Origin of the sequence: Streptomyces guryensis, from assembly GCF_021261325.1 — a bacterium.
GTDB lineage: Bacteria > Actinomycetota > Actinomycetes > Streptomycetales > Streptomycetaceae > Streptomyces > Streptomyces guryensis.
Genome location: NZ_JAJSBI010000003.1, coordinates 459,766 through 477,059, shown reverse-complemented (window position 1 = coordinate 477,059; position 17,294 = coordinate 459,766). Strand labels below are relative to the sequence as shown.

Here is a 17,294-nt window from a genome sequence, read left to right as displayed (position 1 = left end):
CCACACCTATGCAACTTACTCACCGTTTACTCGGTTCCCGATTCCGGCCATGAACGAGGCAGGATTGTGACCATGTCCAACACTCCCATGGCAGCGAGCCCGCTCACCCGGGCCGTACTCGAGATCGACGAGTACGCCTCCGGCCTCGGCTGGGACCAGCCCGCCCGCCTCTTCGCCCTCGTAGACACCGCTCGGCTGCGGTCCCAGGAACCCGCGCTCGCGGCCCAGCTCGGTCTTGCGGACGAGCCCGACAGCACCGGTCTCACCCCGGTGGAGCAGGACGAGATCCCGGCCGGCAGGCCGCTGGACGAGTTCCTCGCGACGATCGCCTGGCCCGACGCGGTGGCCGGCTGTGCGCTCACGGTGGAGCGGCTGATGCTGCCGCCGTCCGCCGAGGCCCAGGTCCCCCAGGGGCTGGACGAGGCGGGGCTGGCGAAGTGGGTGGCGGGGCACCCGGACCGTCAGGAGGTCCGCATGACGGTGGCGGTGCTGCGCGACGGTGCCCGCGACTCGGCGCTGCGGCTGCGCGAGAAGGACGCGCCGACGGATGTCCTCACGGGCTCCGATCTGGTGCCGGGCCTGGCTCAGGCCCTGGCGGCCACGTTCGAGGAGTAGGCCTCCTCATTCCCGCGGGCCGGTCCTTCGGAATTCCCGCGGGCCGGCCCTTCGGACTACTTGGCCGTGCACTTCGGCAGGTCGGACGTCTTGCCGGTGCGGATGTCCTTCAGCGCGCCGAGGGCGTCGTCGATGGTGTTCACCTTGACCAGGGTGAGCCCACCGGGGGTGTCCTTGGCGGCGGCCGCGCAGTTCTCGGCGGGCGTGAGGAAGTACTGGGCGCCCTTGTCGCGGGCGCCGACCGTCTTCATCTCGATGCCGCCGATCGGGCCGACCTTGCCGCTGTCGTCGATCGTCCCGGTGCCGGCCACGAACTTGCCGCCGGTCAGGTCGCCCGGGGTGAGCTTGTCGTAGATACCGAGGGCGAACATCAGGCCGGCGCTCGGCCCGCCGACGTCGGCGAGCTTGATGTCGATGGTGAACGGGAAGGTGTGATCGGTCCCGGCGGAGATACCGACGATGGCGCGCTTCTTGCCGCTGTCGTCGGAGGTGGTGGTCGTGATCGTGATGTCCCGGGTCCCGGTCGCCGTCGTGTTCTTCTTCACGGCGGCGGCCTGGTCCTTGGCGGGCACGATCGTGAAGGCGACCTTCTGACCGGGCTGGTGCCTGGTCACGAGCTTGGCGACGTCGGCGGGCTGCTTCACGGCCGTCCCGTCGACGGCCTTGATCACGTCTCCGGCGTGCAGTTGGCCCTGCGCCGGGGAGCCCTTGACCACCGTCGAGACGATCACCCAGCTCCTGACCGGGATGCCGAGTTCCTTGAGGGCGGCGACCTTGGCGCTCTCCTGTGACTGGCTGAACTCCTCGGCGTTCTCCTGGGTCGACTGCTCCTCGGTCTTGCCGTCCGGATAGAGCGTGTCGTGCGGCACGACCTTGCTGTCGTGGGCGAGCCACCCGTAGACGGCCTCGACGAGGTTCATCCGGTAGTCGGCGCTGGTGACCCGCACGGTGGTCATGTTCAGGTTGCCGTCGGCGGCATAGGTCCTGCGTCCGGAGATCTGCAGCACCGGCTCGCCGTCGTGGTCCCCGAGCGTGTTGACCGTGGGTCCCGGGGACATCTCCGAGTACGGCACGGGGATGAAGACTCCCGCGCACAGGAGCGCGATCAGCATCAGGGTGGAGGCGAGCATCGTCGCGGTGCGGCGTGGCATGCCAAGACAGTACGGGAAGGTCCTGTCAGCGCACCGTCAGCCCCGCCTCTGTCATGTCACGTACCGGAGTGGGGCTTCTCCATGGCCTCACGGAAGCGGGCGTACCCGTCGAGCTCGGGTCCGTCGCCGCGTGCTTTGCGGGTCCGGTTGGCCCAACTTCCCCACAGACCGGCGCCGACCGCTGCCATGAACGGAATCAACAACCAGAGGAGCGCCCCCATGCCGACCTCCCGACCCCTGTGAGCGACCGCGACAACTGACTGATCAGCAGATTAACCAGTCACACTGAGAACGCTGACGCCAGGGGTGCGGTTACGCAACCCGGGTGTGGCGGAGGGAGCTCAGCAGGCCCCCACCCATTCCTCCTTACCGTCGGAGAAGGTCTGGTGCTTCCAGATGGGCACCTCGTGCTTGAGATCGTCGATCAGCTTCCGGCAGGCCTCGAAGGCCTCGCCCCGGTGCGGACACGAAACAGCGACGACCACGGCGAGATCCCCGACGGCCAGGTCACCGATCCGGTGAACGGCGGCCAGGGCCCGCACCGGGTATGCGGCTACGACCTTCTCGGCGATCCGCCGCATCTCGGCCTCGGCACTGGGGTGACACGAATAGCCGAGCCGGTCGACGTCGGCTCCCCCGTCGTGGTTCCGCACGGTCCCCACGAACAGCGCGGTGCCGCCGGCGGCGTCGTCCCCGACGGCCTTGAAGACCTCGTCCAGGGAGAGCGCGGTCTCACGGACGGCGATCAGCTTGACGGGGTCCTGCGCGGCCTGCTCGCCGGGATGGTCGTTGGTGGATGCCATGCCTCCATCGTGCCGCACGCCTCTGACAACGTGGAACAGACGTTTCACCCGGCACGCACGTGTACGGGCTTGGAGTCTCCTACAAGGCCGGATCTCAGATCCGGCGCCGGGCCTTGCGGGCCCTGCGGACCACGGCCGCCGCGCCGAGCAGCGCCACCGTGGCACCTGCGGCGCCGGCCGCCGTCGCGTCCTTGCGGCCCAGCCGCCGGCCGGCGACCGTGTGCCTGCCGGAGACCTCCTCCAGGAGTTCCGCGAGCACTTCCTCGTTGGTCCACCGGGGCCGCCAGCCCGCGTCGTGCAGCCGGCTGCCGCTGACCACCCAGGGGTACATCGTGTACGCCAGGTCCCCGGCCGGGGACGGTGTCAGACCGATCCGGTGCAGCCGGGCCGCCGCACCCAGCGCGACAGCCGACGGCAGCTCCATCCGCCGGATCCCGCTGAGCTCCTCGACCTCCTCCTGTTCCAGCCACCCCTCGCACCCCACCGTGAGTTCCCCGTCGACCTTCTCCAGGACGGCGTACTCCAGGGCACTGCACAGGTCCTCGACGTGGCAGAACTGCCAGGCGGGCCGCGACCCGGCGACGACGAGCAGCCTTGGGGACTCGAAGTACCTGGTCAGCGCGGTGTCGGTGCCTCCTACGAGCACCGCGGGGCGGACGACGGTGACATTGAGTCCCGGGTGGGCGCGCGGCGCACGCCGGGCGAGCCGCTCGATCTCCAGGAGGTCGCCGACGCCGGTGGCCTCGGCCGTGGCCCGCAGCTCCGCGTCCTCGGACAGCGGCAGCTCGTTGTCCGGCAGCGCCCCGTACACCATCGCGGACGTGCACAGCACGACCCGGTGGACACCGGCCGCGGCGGCAGCGGTCAGAACGGTCTGCGTCCCCCGGACGTTGTAGGCCGAACGGGCGGCGGGATCCGTCTCCAGATCCAGATCGAGCGCCAGGTGCACCACCACGTCAGCGCCCCGCAGCTTGTCCGCGATGGCCGGATCCCGTACGTCCAGGATGTGCCACTGCGCGCCCGCGCACTCGCCGCGCCGCTCGTCGATGGCGATGACCTGCTTGATCTCGTCCGAGGCGACGAGCCGCTCGGTGAGCAGCGCGCCGATGCCGGACGCGGCGCCGGTGACCGCGACGACGGGTCCGCGCGTGGCGGAACTGGTTGACTCGTTTCGCGCTGCGCGAACCTGCGGATCTGGGGAACTCACCGGGCGTCTCCAGCGGTTGTCTTCAGTACGAACGCGAGTGACGCGTCCGTACCAGGTGGCATCCATCCTGCCGCAGGCCAAGAGTCGGCGAAGCACCGAGGCCCGAACCGCCCATGGTGTCTACGCTGGGTGGTGTTATCGGGCAGTCGTGCCGTCGGGGCAACCGGCGGCCTTACCAGCCGAGGAATCCCGTGAGTGACACCCCATTCGGATTCGGCCTTCCGCCGGAGGAGCCGGAAGACGGCGACGAGGGCAAGAAGAAGGACCAGGAGAGCGGTGGTGGTCAGGGACCGGCCAACCCGTTCGGTTTCGGCGGGCTGCCGGGGGCCGGAGGCTTCGGCGGCCCCGGTGCGGACAATCCGCTCGCTGCCATGTTCGGTTCGCTGAACCCCACCGACCTGGGCGCCGCCTTCCAGCAGCTGGGCCAGATGCTCTCCTACGAGGGCGGCCCGGTGAACTGGGAGATGGCCAAGCAGATCGCCCGCCAGACGGTCTCCCAGGGCACCCCTGACGGCACCAAGGACGCGAGTGTCGGCGCCGCCGAGCGGACCGCGGTCGAGGAAGCGGTCCGCCTGGCCGACCTGTGGCTGGACGACGCGACGTCGCTGCCGTCGGGTGCCGGCTCCGCGGTGGCGTGGTCCCGCGCGGAGTGGGTCGAGGCGACCCTGCCCGCGTGGCAGGAACTCGTCGACCCGGTCGCCGAGCGCGTCGGCGCGGCGATGGGTGACGTCCTGCCGGAGGAGATGCAGGCCATGGCGGGCCCGCTGATCGGCATGATGCGCTCCATGGGCGGCGCGATGTTCGGCACCCAGATCGGGCAGGCCGTCGGTGTGCTCGCGGGCGAGGTCGTCGGCTCCACCGACATCGGCCTCCCACTGAGCCCGGCCGGAAAGGCCGCGCTGCTGCCGGTGAACATCGAGGCGTTCGGCAAGGACCTGGGCGTACCGAAGGAGGAGGTGCGGCTGTATCTCGCCCTGCGCGAGGCCGCCCACCAGCGCCTGTTCGCGCATGTGCCGTGGCTGCGCTCGCACCTGTTCGGCGCGGTCGACGGGTACGCGCGCGGGATCAAGGTCGACACGGCCAAGCTGGAGGACGTGGTCGGCCAGTTCGACCCGCAGAACCCGGAGCAGCTGCAGGACGCCCTCCAGCAGGGCATGTTCCAGCCGGAGGACACCCCTGAGCAGAAGGCGGCCCTCGCCCGGCTGGAGACGGCTCTGGCGCTCGTCGAGGGCTGGGTGGACGCGGTGGTGCACGCGGCGGCCAAGCCGCGCCTGTCGTCCGCGGACGCGCTGCGCGAGACCCTGCGCCGGCGCCGTGCCACGGGCGGGCCCGCGGAGCAGACGTTCGCCACGCTGATCGGGCTGGAGCTGCGCCCGCGCCGCCTGCGCGACGCCTCCCGCCTGTGGGCGTCCCTCACGGACGCGCGCGGGGTGGACGGCCGGGACGCCCTGTGGTCCCACCCGGACATGCTCCCGACGGCCTCCGACCTGGACGACCCGGACGGCTTCGTGCACCGCGAGCAGCTGGACTTCTCCGAGCTCGACAAGATGCTCGGCGAGGCGGCGGGCGGTACCGGCGAGAAGCCGAACCTGAAGAAGGACGACGCTTCCGAGGGCGACGGCAAGGGCGACGACACCGAGTGAGCCTGTACGACGACGCGGTCCTCGTCCTGAAGGGGTACGAGGACCAAGAAGAGCTGCGCCAGGCCTACCTGGACCACTTGGCGGCCCATCCGGACGGCATGTGGAAGGCCTGCCACGCGGGCCACGTCACTGCGAGCGCCCTGGTGATCGACCCGTCCTGTGGGCGCGTGCTGTTGACCCTGCACAAGAAGCTGCGGATGTGGCTGCAGATGGGCGGTCACTGCGAGCCGGAGGACACCTCCGTGGAGGCGGCGGCGCTGCGCGAGGCCGCCGAGGAGTCGGGCATCACCGGGTTGGCGCTGCTGCCGGGCGGCCCGGTCCGCCTCGACCGGCATCCCATCCCGGCCCCCTGCCACTGGCACTTCGACGTCCAGTACGCGGTGCTGGCCCCGCAGGGCGCGGTCCAGGAGATCAGCGACGAGTCCCTCGACCTGCGCTGGTTCGCGTACGACGAGGTGGCGTCCGTGGCGGACGACTCCGTCGTACGGCTACTGGAAGCGACCCGCGCCAGGCTGTGAGCTTCAGCGACATGTAAGGGGCGCCCGCAGTTGCGGGCGCCCCTTACGTTCGTTCAGCGGACGATCAGCTCCAGACGTTCCCCTGGTTCTGCGCCCGCGCCCCGTGCTGGCCCATCCCGAACTGCGCGGCGAGGCCCTGGCCGATCTGGGCGTTCTGCGGAGGCAGCAGCTCGCTCGGCTGGACGAGCGCGTAACCGCTGCCCATGAAGCTGAGTTCCCAGCCCTCCCCGGTGTTGCCGCGGCGCCGCCACACGCCGGAGGAGTGCGTCTGGGCCTGCATCTGGACGCGCAGCCCGGTCGACCAGGCGACGATCGCGTCGGCGTCGCAGTTGACGTACTTGTCGGGCGTCACCTGCATCATCAGCGGCGCACCCGAGGTCATCAGGGCGACCTTGCCGCGGCCGGTGATGTTGAGCTGGTACTTCCCCGAGCCGGAGATGCCGTAGAGGCTGTCGACGGCGATGACCTCGTGGTGCAGCGAGGAGTCCATCGCGAGCACATAGCTGCTGTCGACGGTCAGGCCGTCCTGCTCCACGTCCACCACATGGATGTGCTGGGCGAGGTTGGCGAAGTAGACCGTCCCCTGCCCGTGGCAGCGCATCAGGCTGAGGCCCTCGCCGGTGTGCGCACGCGCGCGTGCCTGGTTGTTGCTCTGGTACTCGGCGTCGAACTCGACGAGCCCCTGGTAGGCGACCATGGTGCCCTTGCGGGCCAGGATGTCGTCGTGGCCCTCCAGGGTGACGCGCAGCATCTGCTTGTTCTGCAGGCTGTAGCGCTCCTGGGACTGCGAGTCGTTGAAGGCGAAAAGCGGACTCTGCATGGTGTCTCTGGCTCCCCCTCAGCCCCGGACCCGGAGGCGGTCGGTGCTGTCCTCGCTGGGCTGGACGACGACGATGCCCTGACCGGAGAAGGCCATCTGGTAGGCCTCGCCGCTGCCGCGGCCGATCAGCGACTGCGCCTTGAAGCTGCGCTTGCCCTTCACCCTGAGGTTCGGGGACCAGGCGACGAGTGCGTCCGGGTCGACATACGTCTCGTCCTCGCCGCCGCCGCAGTCGACGACGATCGGCTTGCCCCGGGAGGTCAGCGCGACCCAGCCCTGCCCGGAGATCCTGGTGTTCCACAGGCCCTGTCCGGCGAACTTCGCCAGCCCCTTGACCCGCTCGACACCCCAGGTGAGGTGGGCGTCGAAGGCGAGCAGGTTGGTGGCGTTGACGGAGATCCCGTCGCCGTTCAGGTTGATGACGACGACGTTCGCGCCGTAGTCGGCGAGGTAGAGCAGTCCGTCGCCGGAGCACTTCATCAGGGGCGCGCCCTCGCCTGTGATCCAGTCACGGGCGATCTGGCGCACGGCCGGCGGGTTGGGCTCGTACTGGATGAAGCCCTCGTACGCGATCATCGATCCCACGCGCGCGAGGATGTCGTTCCCGGTCTGCATGGCGACCTTCAGCATGTGGTCGCCGTGGGTCTCCATGCGGGCGGTGACGGGTGCGGGGGCGTAGCCCGCGAGTGGCTGGTTCATTACGGGCTCCCTCAGACCTCGTACGGCTGGACGACGATGAAGTTGCCGGGCGCGCCCCGGAACTGCAGGTTGACGCTCTCACCGGTGTCGCCCGGGTAGGCGTTGCGGCGCATGCGGACCTGGCTGGAGACGATCACCTGGGAGGCGGCCGACCAGGCGACCACCGCGTTGGCGTCGGCGAACGTCGTCGGCGTGACCGGCAGCACCACGGGCGTGCCGTGCGTCTTGACGACGATCGTGCCGGTGCCCTGGAACTGCATCGTGAACAGCGCGCCCCCGGGGATGCCATGCCCCTCGATGCGTCGGACCTCGTACTGGAGGCTCTCGTCGAAGGCGAGGACGCTCTCGGCGGAGACGCAGATCGCGTCACCCTGGAGCTCGACGGGATGCAGATGCGTGGCGTTCTCGGCGAGGAAAACCTGGCCCTGGCCGGTGCAGCGCATCAGCTGCATCTCCTGACCGGTCGCGTTGCCCACGATCCGGCCCGCGAAGCCCGCGCCCTTGTAGCCGAAGTCGACTTTGCCCTGGTAGAGCACCATGCTGCCCTGGCGGGCGAGCACGGGCTGGCCGCCCATGCCGAGGTCGACGCGGACGAGCTTGCTGTTCTGCAGGGTCCAGCGCTGCCCGGTGGGTGTCTCCTTGAACATCTGGAGCGCGGCGCTCACTCCGGCGCCCGTCCGGGGTACGCCCTGCGGTGCGCCGTAGGGCGCCTGCTGCCCCGGGACCTGACCGAACGCGGGCTGCTGTCCGTAGCCGGGCGGCGGGCCCGGGGCGTGCGGGGCCTGCGGGGCCGGGGGCTGGCCGTAGCCGGGCGGCGGCGGTGGGCTCTGGCCGTACGGCTGCTGCTGGGGCGGCTGGCCGTAGGGCGCGGGCGCCGGGGCCGGCGGGTGCACCTGGCCGCCGCCGGGCGGGGACATGGGCGCGATGATGGTGGGCGCGGCGTGCACATTCGGCGCGGCCGCGGGCGGCGGGGGCGGAGTCGCTGCCGGGGGTGGCGCGAAGCCCTGCGGAGCCGGGGCGGGGGCGGCCGGGGCGCCGAACGCGGGCGGGGCGAAAACGGGAGCGGCCCCGGTCGAGGGCTGCTGCGGAGCAGGCGCCGCGGGCGCCTCCTCCTCCATGACCTCGCCGCCGAAGTTCTTCAGCAGCGCCTCGAGGCCGCCGTCGAAGCCCTGTCCGACGGCCGCGAACCGCCACACGTCCTTGAGGTAGAAGTCGCCCAGCATGACGGCCCGCTCGGTGGAGAACTCCGAGCCGTTGAAGGCGTACCGGGCCACCTCCTCGCCGCCCGCGACGATACGGATGTACCCGGGGGCGATCTGCGACATCTGCCCGGCACCGTCGAGCGTCGCCGTGAACGACAGCTTCTGGATCTGCGCCGGGACCCGGTCGAGCGTGACCCGGAAGGCCTCCGTGTCGCCCGCCTGGCCGCCCAGGAGCTGGATGGACTCCTCAGGAGACTTCGGCTGGTTGAAGAAGACGAAGTAGCGGTCGTCCGAGAGCCGTTCGTCGGCGTCAAGGCCGAAGCAGCTGATGTCGAAGGTCAGTCCGGGGCCGCTGATCTGCACGCCTACGTACAGATCGGTACCCGCGGTGAGGTCACTGATCCTGGCCTTGTGGCCGCGTTGGAATTCCCTGGCCATGCGTAACGACCGTCCCCCATCCCGAATGCGAGTGCGTCGCGCCAGGTTAACGGCTAACTCGGACACCGGCTGAAGTCGGTACACACCCGGTACACAACCACCGCCCCGGGGAGGGGCGTCACTCCCCGCGAGCCTCCGGCAGGTGCGGCAACCGTTCGGCGGCGACCACTCCTTCGAGGTAACCCCGGGCCCGCTCCGTGCGCGGATACGCCTCCAGGAGCCGCCAGAAGCGGGGCCCGTGCCCCGGCACCAGCAGATGCGCCAGCTCGTGGACGAGGACGTAGTCGACGACGTACTCGGGCATGCCCTGCAGCCGGTGCGACAGACGGATACTGCCCTCTGCCGGGGTGCACGAGCCCCAGCGGGTGTTCTGGTTGGTCACCCAACGCACCGAGGTGGGCCGGGCCCGGCCGTCGAAGTACTGCTCCGACAGCCGTGCGGCCCGCTCCGCCAGTTCGTCGTCACCGAGAACCCGTTTGCTCTCCTGCGCGGCCAGCTTGTCGAGCATCACGGTCACCCAGCGCTGCTCCTCCGCCTCGGACATCCGGGCAGGGATGAGCACGACGGTGCGATCGCCCTCGCGGTACGCGGAGACCGTCCTGCGCCGACGGGAGCTCCTGCGGACCTCGATCGCGCTCGCCCCCGAGCCGCTCGGCGGCTGGCTCGTCGTGCTGCGCTGTGGCATTCCGGCGCGGTGCAGTGGGTCGGCGGGCACGCCCCGACGTTACCCGCTGCACACGGGGGAAGTCCCGACTCCCGGACGGTTCCGTCTCGATCCGCCACCAAGCGCTTGATTTGTACGACAAATATCCACCGCCTGTGGACAACTTTCGGCACCTGTCCGCCCCGCCGGGCATGCTGGTTCTCGCCGGGACAGCCACGACGGACAGTCGACCGACCATCGACCGCTCGCCGACCGCGCTCCTCCGGCGGACGGGAATGTTCTACGAGGGCTACGGGGGCCTGTCATGAATACGATGATTCCGCTCACGCCGGCGGTGAAGCCGGCGCTCAGGCGCGGCTGGCGCGATCTCAACACGGTGCAGTTCGGCATGACACCGGCGCACGCACTGACGCTGGGTCCGGTGGACACGGCAACGGGCAGCTTTCTCGACCTGCTCAACGGCACCCGCGGACTGCCTCTCCTGCGCGAGGAGGGGCGCCGCATGGACCTGCCCGACGGTCATGTCGACAGACTCGTGGAGCGGCTGGCGCGGGCCGGCCTCCTGGACGACGCGAAGGGCGGCGGGCCGGCCGCCGACACACTGCGCGGCAACAAGGACGTCCTCGCCCGGCTGCGCCCGGACCTCGCCTCACTCTCCCTGATCACCACCGACCCGGGCGACGCGATCAGTCGCCTGGCCGCACGCCGCTCACTCCGTGTGCAGGTGCGGGGCGCGGGCCGGGTGGGATCGGTGCTGGCCTCGCTGCTGGCGGGCGCAGGCATCGGAGAGGTCGACGTCCGGGACGTCGGCCGGGTCGAGCCGGGCGACGTGGCACCGGGCGGGCTGCCCGCCGAGTCCATCGGCGACCGCAGGAACGAGGCCGCCCGGCAGGCCGTACGCCGGTCCGCCCCCGACCGCCCACCACGCCGCAGCAACGCGGCTCCCCCGCCGGACGGCGAGCCCGGCTTCTCCCTGGTGGTCCTCGCCCCACGCGACGACGTCGCCGTCCATGCCCCCGCGCCGTCCACCGCCGAACCCCTCATCGCCTCCGGCACACCGCATCTGTACGCCGGCGTAGTCGAGGCGACCGGCGTCGTCGGCCCCCTCGTCCTGCCCGGTGAGACGGCCTGCGCGGGCTGTCTGCACGAGGGCCGCACCGACCGGGATCCGGCCTGGCCCCGGCTGGTCGCGCAGTGGCGCTCCGGCGCGCCGCGACAGGCGCGGCCCTGCGACCTGACGCTGGCCACTACGGTGGCCGGGCTGGCGGCGGCACACGCGCTCGCGTTCCTGGACGGCCGGGTTCCCACGAGTTCCGGAGCACGCTGGGAGGTCTCCCTGCCCGCTCTGACCTGGCACGCACGGCCGGTCTGGGCGCATCCGGCATGCGCCTGCGGGGCCGCGGAGAAAGGTAAGGGAGAACACACCTCTGAGGACGAGGAGTCACACGAGACAATGACGGGGCAACGGTCGCCGAAGGAGCTGTGCCGTACGGCACAAGCGGCGCGGCCGGCAGGGACTTGGAGGGCGCATGTCTGATCTTCCCCGCAAGGCGGTCACCCGGACCGCCAAGCTCGCCGCGCTCCCGCTCGGCTTCGCCGGGCGGGCGACCTGGGGACTGGGCAAGCGGATCGTCGGGGAGTCCGCGGAGATCGTCGGCCGCGAGCTGCAACAGCGCACGGCGGACCAGCTGTTCAAGGTGCTCGGCGAGCTCAAGGGCGGGGCGATGAAGTTCGGCCAGGCCCTGTCCGTCTTCGAGTCGGCGCTGCCCGAGGAGGTCGCCGGCCCCTACCGTGCGGCGCTGACGAAGCTGCAGGAGGCGGCGCCGCCGATGCCGACCAGCACCGTGCACCGTGTGCTCGGCGAGCGGCTCGGCGAGGACTGGCCCGACCTGTTCCTCGAGTTCGAGGACAAGCCCGCCGCCGCGGCCTCGATCGGACAGGTCCACCGCGGCGTGTGGCACGACGGCCGCGAGGTGGCGGTCAAGGTGCAGTACCCGGGAGCCGGCGAGGCCCTCCTGTCCGACCTGAATCAGTTGAGCCGGTTCGCCCGCCTGCTGGGTCCGCTCATCCCCGGCATGGACATCAAGCCCCTGATCGCGGAACTCAAGGACCGGGTCTCGGAGGAGCTGGACTACGGCCTGGAGTCCCAGGCCCAGCAGGCGCACGCCGAGGAGTTCACGGACGATCCGGACGTGGTCGTTCCGGGCGTGGTCCACCAGTGCGACCAGATCCTCATCACCGAGTGGATCGACGGAATCCCTCTCTCGGAGATCATCTCCGACGGCACCAGGGAACAGCGCGACCGGGCCGGTCAGCTTCTGGCCCGCTTCCTCTTCTCCGGCCCGGCCCGCACCGGCCTGCTGCATGCCGACCCGCACCCGGGCAACTTCCGGCTGCTGCCCGGTGGCCCGGCCGGCGAGGACGACTGGCGCCTGGGCGTCCTGGATTTCGGCACGGTCGACCGCCTCCCGGGCGGCCTGCCCGCCCCCATCGGCGACTCCCTGCGCATGACCCTCGACGGCGAGGCGGAGGCCGTCTACGAACTCCTCTGCGTCGAGGGCTTCGTCAAGGACTCCATAGAGCTGGACCCGAGCGCCGTCCTCGACTACCTCCTGCCGATCATCGAACCCGCCCGGGCCGACGAGTTCACCTTCACCCGAGGCTGGATGCGCAGCCAGGCGGCCCGCATCGCCGACCCCCGCTCCCCCGCCTACCAGCTGGGCAAGCAGCTGAACCTGCCACCGGCGTACCTCCTGATACACCGGGTGACGTTGAGCACAATCGGCGTGCTGTGCCAGCTGGGGGCGACGGTGCGACTGCGCGAGGAGTTGGAGGAGTGGCTTCCGGGGTTCGCGACGGAGGAAGCCACTGAGGAGGAGCCGGCCGCGGAGGCTTGATCGAGGCTGCGGGCTGCGGGCTGCGGGCTGCGGGCTGCGGGCTGCGGGCTGCGGGCTGCGTGATCGTGGGGCCGTGCTGCGGGGCTTCGAGCTGCCGTGATGTGTGTCCGAGGGGGCGGGGGGTGGGGGCGGGGGGAGGAGGCCCCAGAGGAGCGGTCTCACCACCAGGCGGAGTCCAGCCGCCCCTCAATCGCCCTGAGGTTCTCCCGTGAGCAGGTGTCGCAGAAATACTGGCGGGCCCCGTTTTCCACCGAGCAGACCCAGGTGGGCTGCGGGCCCTTCGCCCCGGCGCCGCAGCGGGCGCACACCAGGGGCTGGGGCTCCGCGGGGGAGCCTGAGTCGTCACTGCCTCCGGGAAGACTCGTCACCCGCTGACGATAACGCCGCGCTGCGTTGATCGCGGGCACAACGCACCGCGGGGGCCGGTCCGTTAACGGACCGGCCCCCGCGGGGAGCTATTGCCTCCCGGAGTCGGGAGGCCACCGCTTCAGGTGTGATCGGTTACTGCATGACCGCCATGGCGAGCGCGCGGCGGGCGCGCCGCGAGGCGCGCTCGGCCCGGCGCTGCATCCGGTGGGCGGCCGCCAGGCGCACGGCCTGGCGTTCCCGCTCGGCCTCATGCAGTCGGTCGTGCATATGCGCACGAGCCAGGGCTTCTTGGAGGAGTTGCATCTCTCGGGTCCTGTTCTGACGCGAGTCCGTCGCGCCTGTGGTGGTGAAATCTTCGATCGCGGAGCTGGTGGGCTCGTTGGTGGACGGCTTCATCGGGGCCTGCTTCTTGGGGTCGTTCGTGAGGGGGCGGTCGATGGTTCCGGGGATGTTCATGCCGTGACCGGGTTCTTGCGCGGACGGCCACGCGGCCGCTTCCGGGCTACCACGACACCCTGGACGAACAGCTCGCCACCCCAGACGCCCCAGGGCTCACGCCGCTCCTTGGCACCGGCGAGGCAGGCCTCGATCAGCGGGCAGGTGCGGCAGAGGGACTTGGCGTACTCGACGTCGGCCGGCGACTCGGCGAAGAAGACCTCCGGGTCGTAGGAGCGGCAGGGGACGGGTACGCCGAGGTTCTCGATGGCGTCGTCGAGCGCGGTGAGCGCAGTGAGCGGGATCAAGGTGGGGTCCTCCGTGAGGCCGGGCGGGGGGATCGTTTCGGAAGGCGGTACGGACGGGGCGTGCGCTTCGAGTTGCACGGTTGGTCTTCCTCGTCTGGTCGTTCCGGCCCTGTTGGACCGGGTGGCGGCTGGTACCGGGTTCAGCTCTTTTCCCGAGGCCCCTTCGCTCCGTCGTCCCCGTTCGGGGAAAACAGAAGGGCCGCGGATCCCGGATGGGGTTCCGCGGCCCTGAAGGCGCCGGCCTGATCGGCGATCAGGCTGGATCACTCCAGGGTTCTGGCCCACGGAAGGCCCACATCAGGTGGTGCTGCGTCGTCTGCTTCCGATTTCCGGCGCCGGCCGCCGTAAAGGCATAGGCCTGCGCCTGTGCCATTACTGCTTCCAGTGCCTTGGTCGGTCGCTCATTGCGCTCACGGATGGGAAGACCCGCGAGAGAGACGGGGGCGGACGCCGGACGACCAGCAGTGATGCCGGACAGACCGGTGGCCTGGTTCGAGGCGCCGAGCATGCACGTGGAGACGACCGAGCGATCGGTCAGTTTGGCGGTGCTGATGGAGCTGGTGCTGATGCTGATCACTTCAATCGCCTCCTCTCGGCGTCTCGGGGGACTGGGGTGAGCCAGTCCGACGGATATGCAAGTAGAACACGGAATCGGGGCCTCCGAGAAGGCCTCCGTCCCCGTGGCTAAGAACCTATGGGGATTGCTGGGGCATGCGCAAACTATTTTTTCGACGAGTTTGAATCAGTCCCCTTCGTCCTGTTCCCCGGGTTCGCGACCTGCGCAGAGGGCCAGGACGTCGGCCCCGTAGCGGTTGAGTTTGCGTACGCCGACCCCGGGGATCCGCGCCAGTTCGCCTTCCTCGTCGGGGGCGGCCTCGGCGATGGCCATCAGTGTCTTGTCGGTGAAGACGCAGAAGGCGGGCTGTCCGCTGCGCTGCGCCTGGTCCGCGCGCCATTCGCGCAGTCGCTCGTAGAGTCCCTCGTCCATGTCGGAGGGGCAGTCCTCGCAGCGCATCAGTTTCATCTCGCCGGCGGCGAGCGTGCGCCCGCACACCCGGCAGCGGGCGGGGGTGCGCTGTGTGCGCCGGGGTACGGCGTCCGGTCTGCTCGTGAAGCCGCGTTCGACTCCCCCTGTGCCACTTGCCGCTGCGCGGCCGGCGGTTGCGGTGGAGCCGGGGCGCAGCCCGGCCAGGAAGCGGCTGGGGCGGCGATTCGGGCGGCCGCCGGGTGAGCGGGACAGTGACCAGGAGACGTGGAGGTGCTCCCGGGCCCGGGTGACGCCGACGTAGAGGAGGCGGCGTTCCTCCTCGATCTGCTCGTCGGTCTTCGCGTAGGTGATCGGCATCATTCCCTCGGCGACTCCGACCAGGAAGACGACGTCCCACTCAAGGCCCTTGGCGGAGTGCAGGGAGGCCAGGGTGACGCCCTGGACGGTCGGGGCGTGCTGGGCGTTGGCGCGCTCGTCGAGTTCGGCGACGAGGTCGCCGAGGGTGGCGCCGGGTTTGGCGGCGGCGAAGTCGTGCGCGAGGTTCACCAGGGCGGCGAGGGAATCCCAGCGTTCTCGGACCGCGCCGGATCCGGCCGGGGGCTGAGGGGTCCAGCCTTCGCCGGACAGCACGGCACGGACCTGGGAGGGCAGGTCCACGGCGTCGTCGAGGAGGGAGTCGTTGCCGCCGAAGCGGGCGGCGCCGCGCAGGGCGACACCGGCCTTGCGGACCTCGGGGCGGTCGAAGAACCGTTCGGCGCCGCGGAGCTGGTAGGGGACTCCGGCGTCGGCGAGGGCCTGCTCGTAGGTCTCGGACTGGGAGTTCGTCCGGAACAGGATGGCGATCTCGCCGGCCGGGACGCCGGTGTCCATGAGTTCGCGGATGCGGCGGGCGGCGCCCTCGGCTTCGGCGGGTTCGTCGGTGTATTCGGTGTAGCCGGGCTCGGGGCCGGGCTCGCGTTGCGAGATCAGTTCCAGGCGGTGGTCGGCGGCGCGGCCGCGGGCCTGGGCGAGGAGGCCGTTGGCGAGGTGGACGACCTGGGGGGTGGAGCGGTAGTCGCGGACGAGTTTGACGACGGTGGCTCCGGGGTGGCGGATGCGGAAGTCGAGGAGGTGGTCGGGGGTTGCTCCGGTGAAGGAGTAGATCGTCTGGCTGGCGTCGCCCACGACGCACAGGTTGTCGCGCTCGCCGAGCCACAGTTCGAGAAGGCGCTGCTGGAGGGGGCTGACATCCTGGTATTCGTCGACGACGAAGTGCTGGTACTGGGAGCGGACCTGGTCGGCGATGTCGTGCCGGTCTTGGAGGATGGCGACGGTGAGCAGCAGGACGTCCTCGAAGTCGATGACGGAGCGGTCCCGTTTGAGGTCTTCGTAGACGGAGTAGAGCTGGGCGATCTCGGCCGGGTCGCGGGGGGTGTCTCGGCCGGCCTTGGCGGCGGCGGGTGCGTAGTCGGCGGGGACGGTCTGGGTGACCTTGGACCATTCGATTTCGGCGGTGACGTCGCGCAGTTCGCCGCGGTCGAGGCGGATGCGGCAGGCGGCGGCCGCGTCGGCGACGAGCTGGATCTTGCGGTCGATGAGCCGGGGCATGGAGCCACCGACTGCTTTCGGCCAGAAGTACTGGAGCTGGCGCAGGGCGGCCGAGTGGAAGGTGCGGGCCTGGACTCCGGCGGTGCCGAGCTGGCGCAGTCGGCCGCGCATTTCGCCGGCGGCGCGGTTGGTGAACGTGACAGCCAGCACGGTGGAGGGCTGGAGGATTCCGGCGCGTACTCCGTAGGCGATGCGGTGGGTGATCGCTCGGGTCTTGCCGGTGCCGGCGCCTGCCAGCACGCACACCGGGCCGCGCAGGGTGGTGGCCACCTCGCGCTGTTCGGGGTCGAGCCCTTCGAGCACGGCATCGGGCCCACTCGGCGGAGCCGAATATTGGGAGCTGCCGGTGCCGCGCGGGAAGAGCGTGGAGTGCGTTGCTGCTGTCACATGGCCATGCTGCCAGGTCGCCGGAGACGGGTGCGGCGGTTGTCCACAGGCAGGTACCTGCAGTCGTACTAATGCGGCAGGCGTCACGTCGGGCGTGGTACCGCGTGTGGGGAATGGTGGCTCTTTCAAGTACGTTCCATCACTGCGACCAAGCATCCCCGAGCAGCTGAGGAGCGCGAGAGACATGCCGGGCACTGTGACGATGTACAGCACCACGTGGTGTGGCTACTGCCGTCGGCTGAAGAGCCAGATGGACCGTGAGGGCATCACGTACAACGAGATCAACATCGAGCAGGACCCGGATTCCGCGGCGTTCGTGGAGAAGGCGAATGGCGGAAACCAGACGGTGCCGACGGTCCAGGTACTTCCCGCCAACGGTGGCAAGGAAGTGATCATGACGAACCCCAGCCTTGCGCAGGTCAAGCAGGCTCTCAGGGCCTGAGACATGACGAGACCCCCGGTCACGGGACCGGGGGTCAGTCAGGGCGACTGCTGTACCGCTTGCCGTTCAGTCGCCCCTACCGGCACTCAGCGTGCCGGAGTCTTGTTGCGGGGGTCGTTCG

General features: G+C 70.4%; 19 protein-coding genes. 6 read left to right on the top strand and 13 right to left on the bottom strand.

The features are described from left to right. Positions 1-72: 72 nt before the first annotated feature. Entirely contained in the window at positions 73-615 is a 543-nt protein-coding gene (locus tag LJ657_RS09125) for a PPA1309 family protein (RefSeq protein WP_232647887.1), read from the top strand. Between the two features lie 56 nt (positions 616-671). Here the strand turns inward: LJ657_RS09125 and LJ657_RS09120 are convergent, their stop codons facing one another. The 4 genes from LJ657_RS09120 to LJ657_RS09105 form a co-directional block, all read right to left on the bottom strand. Beyond that, positions 672-1,766 carry a YlbL family protein gene (locus LJ657_RS09120; RefSeq protein ID WP_232647886.1) on the bottom strand — a complete coding sequence of 365 codons (1,095 nt, stop codon included), beginning with the start codon at positions 1,764-1,766 and terminating at the stop codon, positions 672-674. Between the two features lie 56 nt (positions 1,767-1,822). Beyond that, a complete protein-coding gene (locus tag LJ657_RS09115) occupies positions 1,823-1,987 on the bottom strand; it encodes a hypothetical protein (protein WP_232647885.1) in 165 nt (54 codons plus the stop codon). A gap of 120 nt (positions 1,988-2,107) precedes the next feature. After that, entirely contained in the window at positions 2,108-2,569 is a 462-nt protein-coding gene (locus tag LJ657_RS09110) for a molybdenum cofactor biosynthesis protein MoaE (protein ID WP_232647884.1), read from the bottom strand. A gap of 94 nt (positions 2,570-2,663) precedes the next feature. Next, on the bottom strand, positions 2,664-3,776 hold the full coding sequence (locus tag LJ657_RS09105) for an SDR family oxidoreductase (RefSeq protein ID WP_232647883.1): 1,113 nt from the start codon (positions 3,774-3,776) through the stop codon (positions 2,664-2,666). Between the two features lie 191 nt (positions 3,777-3,967). Between LJ657_RS09105 and LJ657_RS09100 the strand changes: the two genes are divergently transcribed. Both LJ657_RS09100 and LJ657_RS09095 read left to right on the top strand, forming a co-directional pair. Continuing rightward, on the top strand, positions 3,968-5,419 hold the full coding sequence (locus tag LJ657_RS09100) for a zinc-dependent metalloprotease (protein ID WP_232647882.1): 1,452 nt from the start codon (positions 3,968-3,970) through the stop codon (positions 5,417-5,419). Further along, on the top strand, positions 5,416-5,937 hold the full coding sequence (locus LJ657_RS09095; RefSeq protein ID WP_232647881.1) for an NUDIX hydrolase: 522 nt from the start codon (positions 5,416-5,418) through the stop codon (positions 5,935-5,937). Before LJ657_RS09100 ends, LJ657_RS09095 begins: the two co-directional genes overlap by 4 nt. A gap of 64 nt (positions 5,938-6,001) precedes the next feature. On the opposite strand, the gene LJ657_RS09090 is transcribed toward LJ657_RS09095, so the two are convergent. The 4 genes from LJ657_RS09090 to LJ657_RS09075 all read right to left on the bottom strand — a co-directional run bounded on the left by LJ657_RS09090 (position 6,002) and on the right by LJ657_RS09075 (position 9,811). After that, positions 6,002-6,757 (bottom strand): AIM24 family protein, encoded by a 756-nt coding sequence (locus tag LJ657_RS09090; protein WP_232647880.1) that lies wholly within the window; start codon positions 6,755-6,757, stop codon positions 6,002-6,004. Positions 6,758-6,775: 18 nt separating this feature from the next. After that, on the bottom strand, positions 6,776-7,456 hold the full coding sequence (locus tag LJ657_RS09085; protein WP_232647879.1) for an AIM24 family protein: 681 nt from the start codon (positions 7,454-7,456) through the stop codon (positions 6,776-6,778). An 11-nt stretch (positions 7,457-7,467) separates the two neighbouring features. Then, positions 7,468-9,096, bottom strand: a complete 1,629-nt coding sequence (locus LJ657_RS09080) for a TerD family protein (protein WP_232647878.1) — start codon at positions 9,094-9,096, stop codon at positions 7,468-7,470. A 118-nt stretch (positions 9,097-9,214) separates the two neighbouring features. Next, positions 9,215-9,811, bottom strand: coding sequence for a M48 metallopeptidase family protein (locus LJ657_RS09075; protein ID WP_232647877.1), 597 nt, complete (start codon positions 9,809-9,811; stop codon positions 9,215-9,217). Between the two features lie 253 nt (positions 9,812-10,064). Here LJ657_RS09075 and LJ657_RS09070 point away from each other — a divergent pair, with 253 nt between their 5' ends. Both LJ657_RS09070 and LJ657_RS09065 read left to right on the top strand, forming a co-directional pair. Next, positions 10,065-11,297: a ThiF family adenylyltransferase gene (locus LJ657_RS09070; protein WP_232647876.1), complete on the top strand. Its 1,233-nt coding sequence runs from the start codon at positions 10,065-10,067 to the stop codon at positions 11,295-11,297. Next, positions 11,290-12,657, top strand: a complete 1,368-nt coding sequence (locus tag LJ657_RS09065; protein ID WP_232647875.1) for an ABC1 kinase family protein — start codon at positions 11,290-11,292, stop codon at positions 12,655-12,657. The genes LJ657_RS09070 and LJ657_RS09065 overlap by 8 nt, the downstream gene beginning before the upstream one ends. Positions 12,658-12,815: 158 nt before the next feature. On the opposite strand, the gene LJ657_RS09055 is transcribed toward LJ657_RS09065, so the two are convergent. The 5 genes from LJ657_RS09055 to LJ657_RS09035 all read right to left on the bottom strand — a co-directional run bounded on the left by LJ657_RS09055 (position 12,816) and on the right by LJ657_RS09035 (position 16,731). After that, on the bottom strand, positions 12,816-13,025 hold the full coding sequence (locus LJ657_RS09055; protein WP_232647874.1) for a hypothetical protein: 210 nt from the start codon (positions 13,023-13,025) through the stop codon (positions 12,816-12,818). A 133-nt stretch (positions 13,026-13,158) separates the two neighbouring features. Continuing rightward, entirely contained in the window at positions 13,159-13,482 is a 324-nt protein-coding gene (locus LJ657_RS09050) for a putative WhiB-interacting protein (RefSeq protein ID WP_232647873.1), read from the bottom strand. Further along, entirely contained in the window at positions 13,479-13,847 is a 369-nt protein-coding gene (locus LJ657_RS09045; protein WP_115906056.1) for a WhiB family transcriptional regulator, read from the bottom strand. The genes LJ657_RS09050 and LJ657_RS09045 overlap by 4 nt, the downstream gene beginning before the upstream one ends. 175 nt (positions 13,848-14,022) lie before the next feature. Continuing rightward, a complete protein-coding gene (locus LJ657_RS09040) occupies positions 14,023-14,346 on the bottom strand; it encodes a hypothetical protein (protein ID WP_232647872.1) in 324 nt (107 codons plus the stop codon). 165 nt (positions 14,347-14,511) lie between these two features. Then, positions 14,512-16,731 carry an ATP-dependent DNA helicase UvrD2 gene (locus LJ657_RS09035; protein WP_232647871.1) on the bottom strand — a complete coding sequence of 740 codons (2,220 nt, stop codon included), beginning with the start codon at positions 16,729-16,731 and terminating at the stop codon, positions 14,512-14,514. Between the two features lie 184 nt (positions 16,732-16,915). On the opposite strand from LJ657_RS09035, the gene LJ657_RS09030 reads away from it, so the two are divergent. Beyond that, the gene (locus LJ657_RS09030; RefSeq protein ID WP_232647870.1) at positions 16,916-17,173 is read left to right on the top strand and encodes a mycoredoxin; all 258 of its coding nucleotides are present in this window, start codon (positions 16,916-16,918) and stop codon (positions 17,171-17,173) included. Positions 17,174-17,294 lie beyond the last annotated feature (121 nt).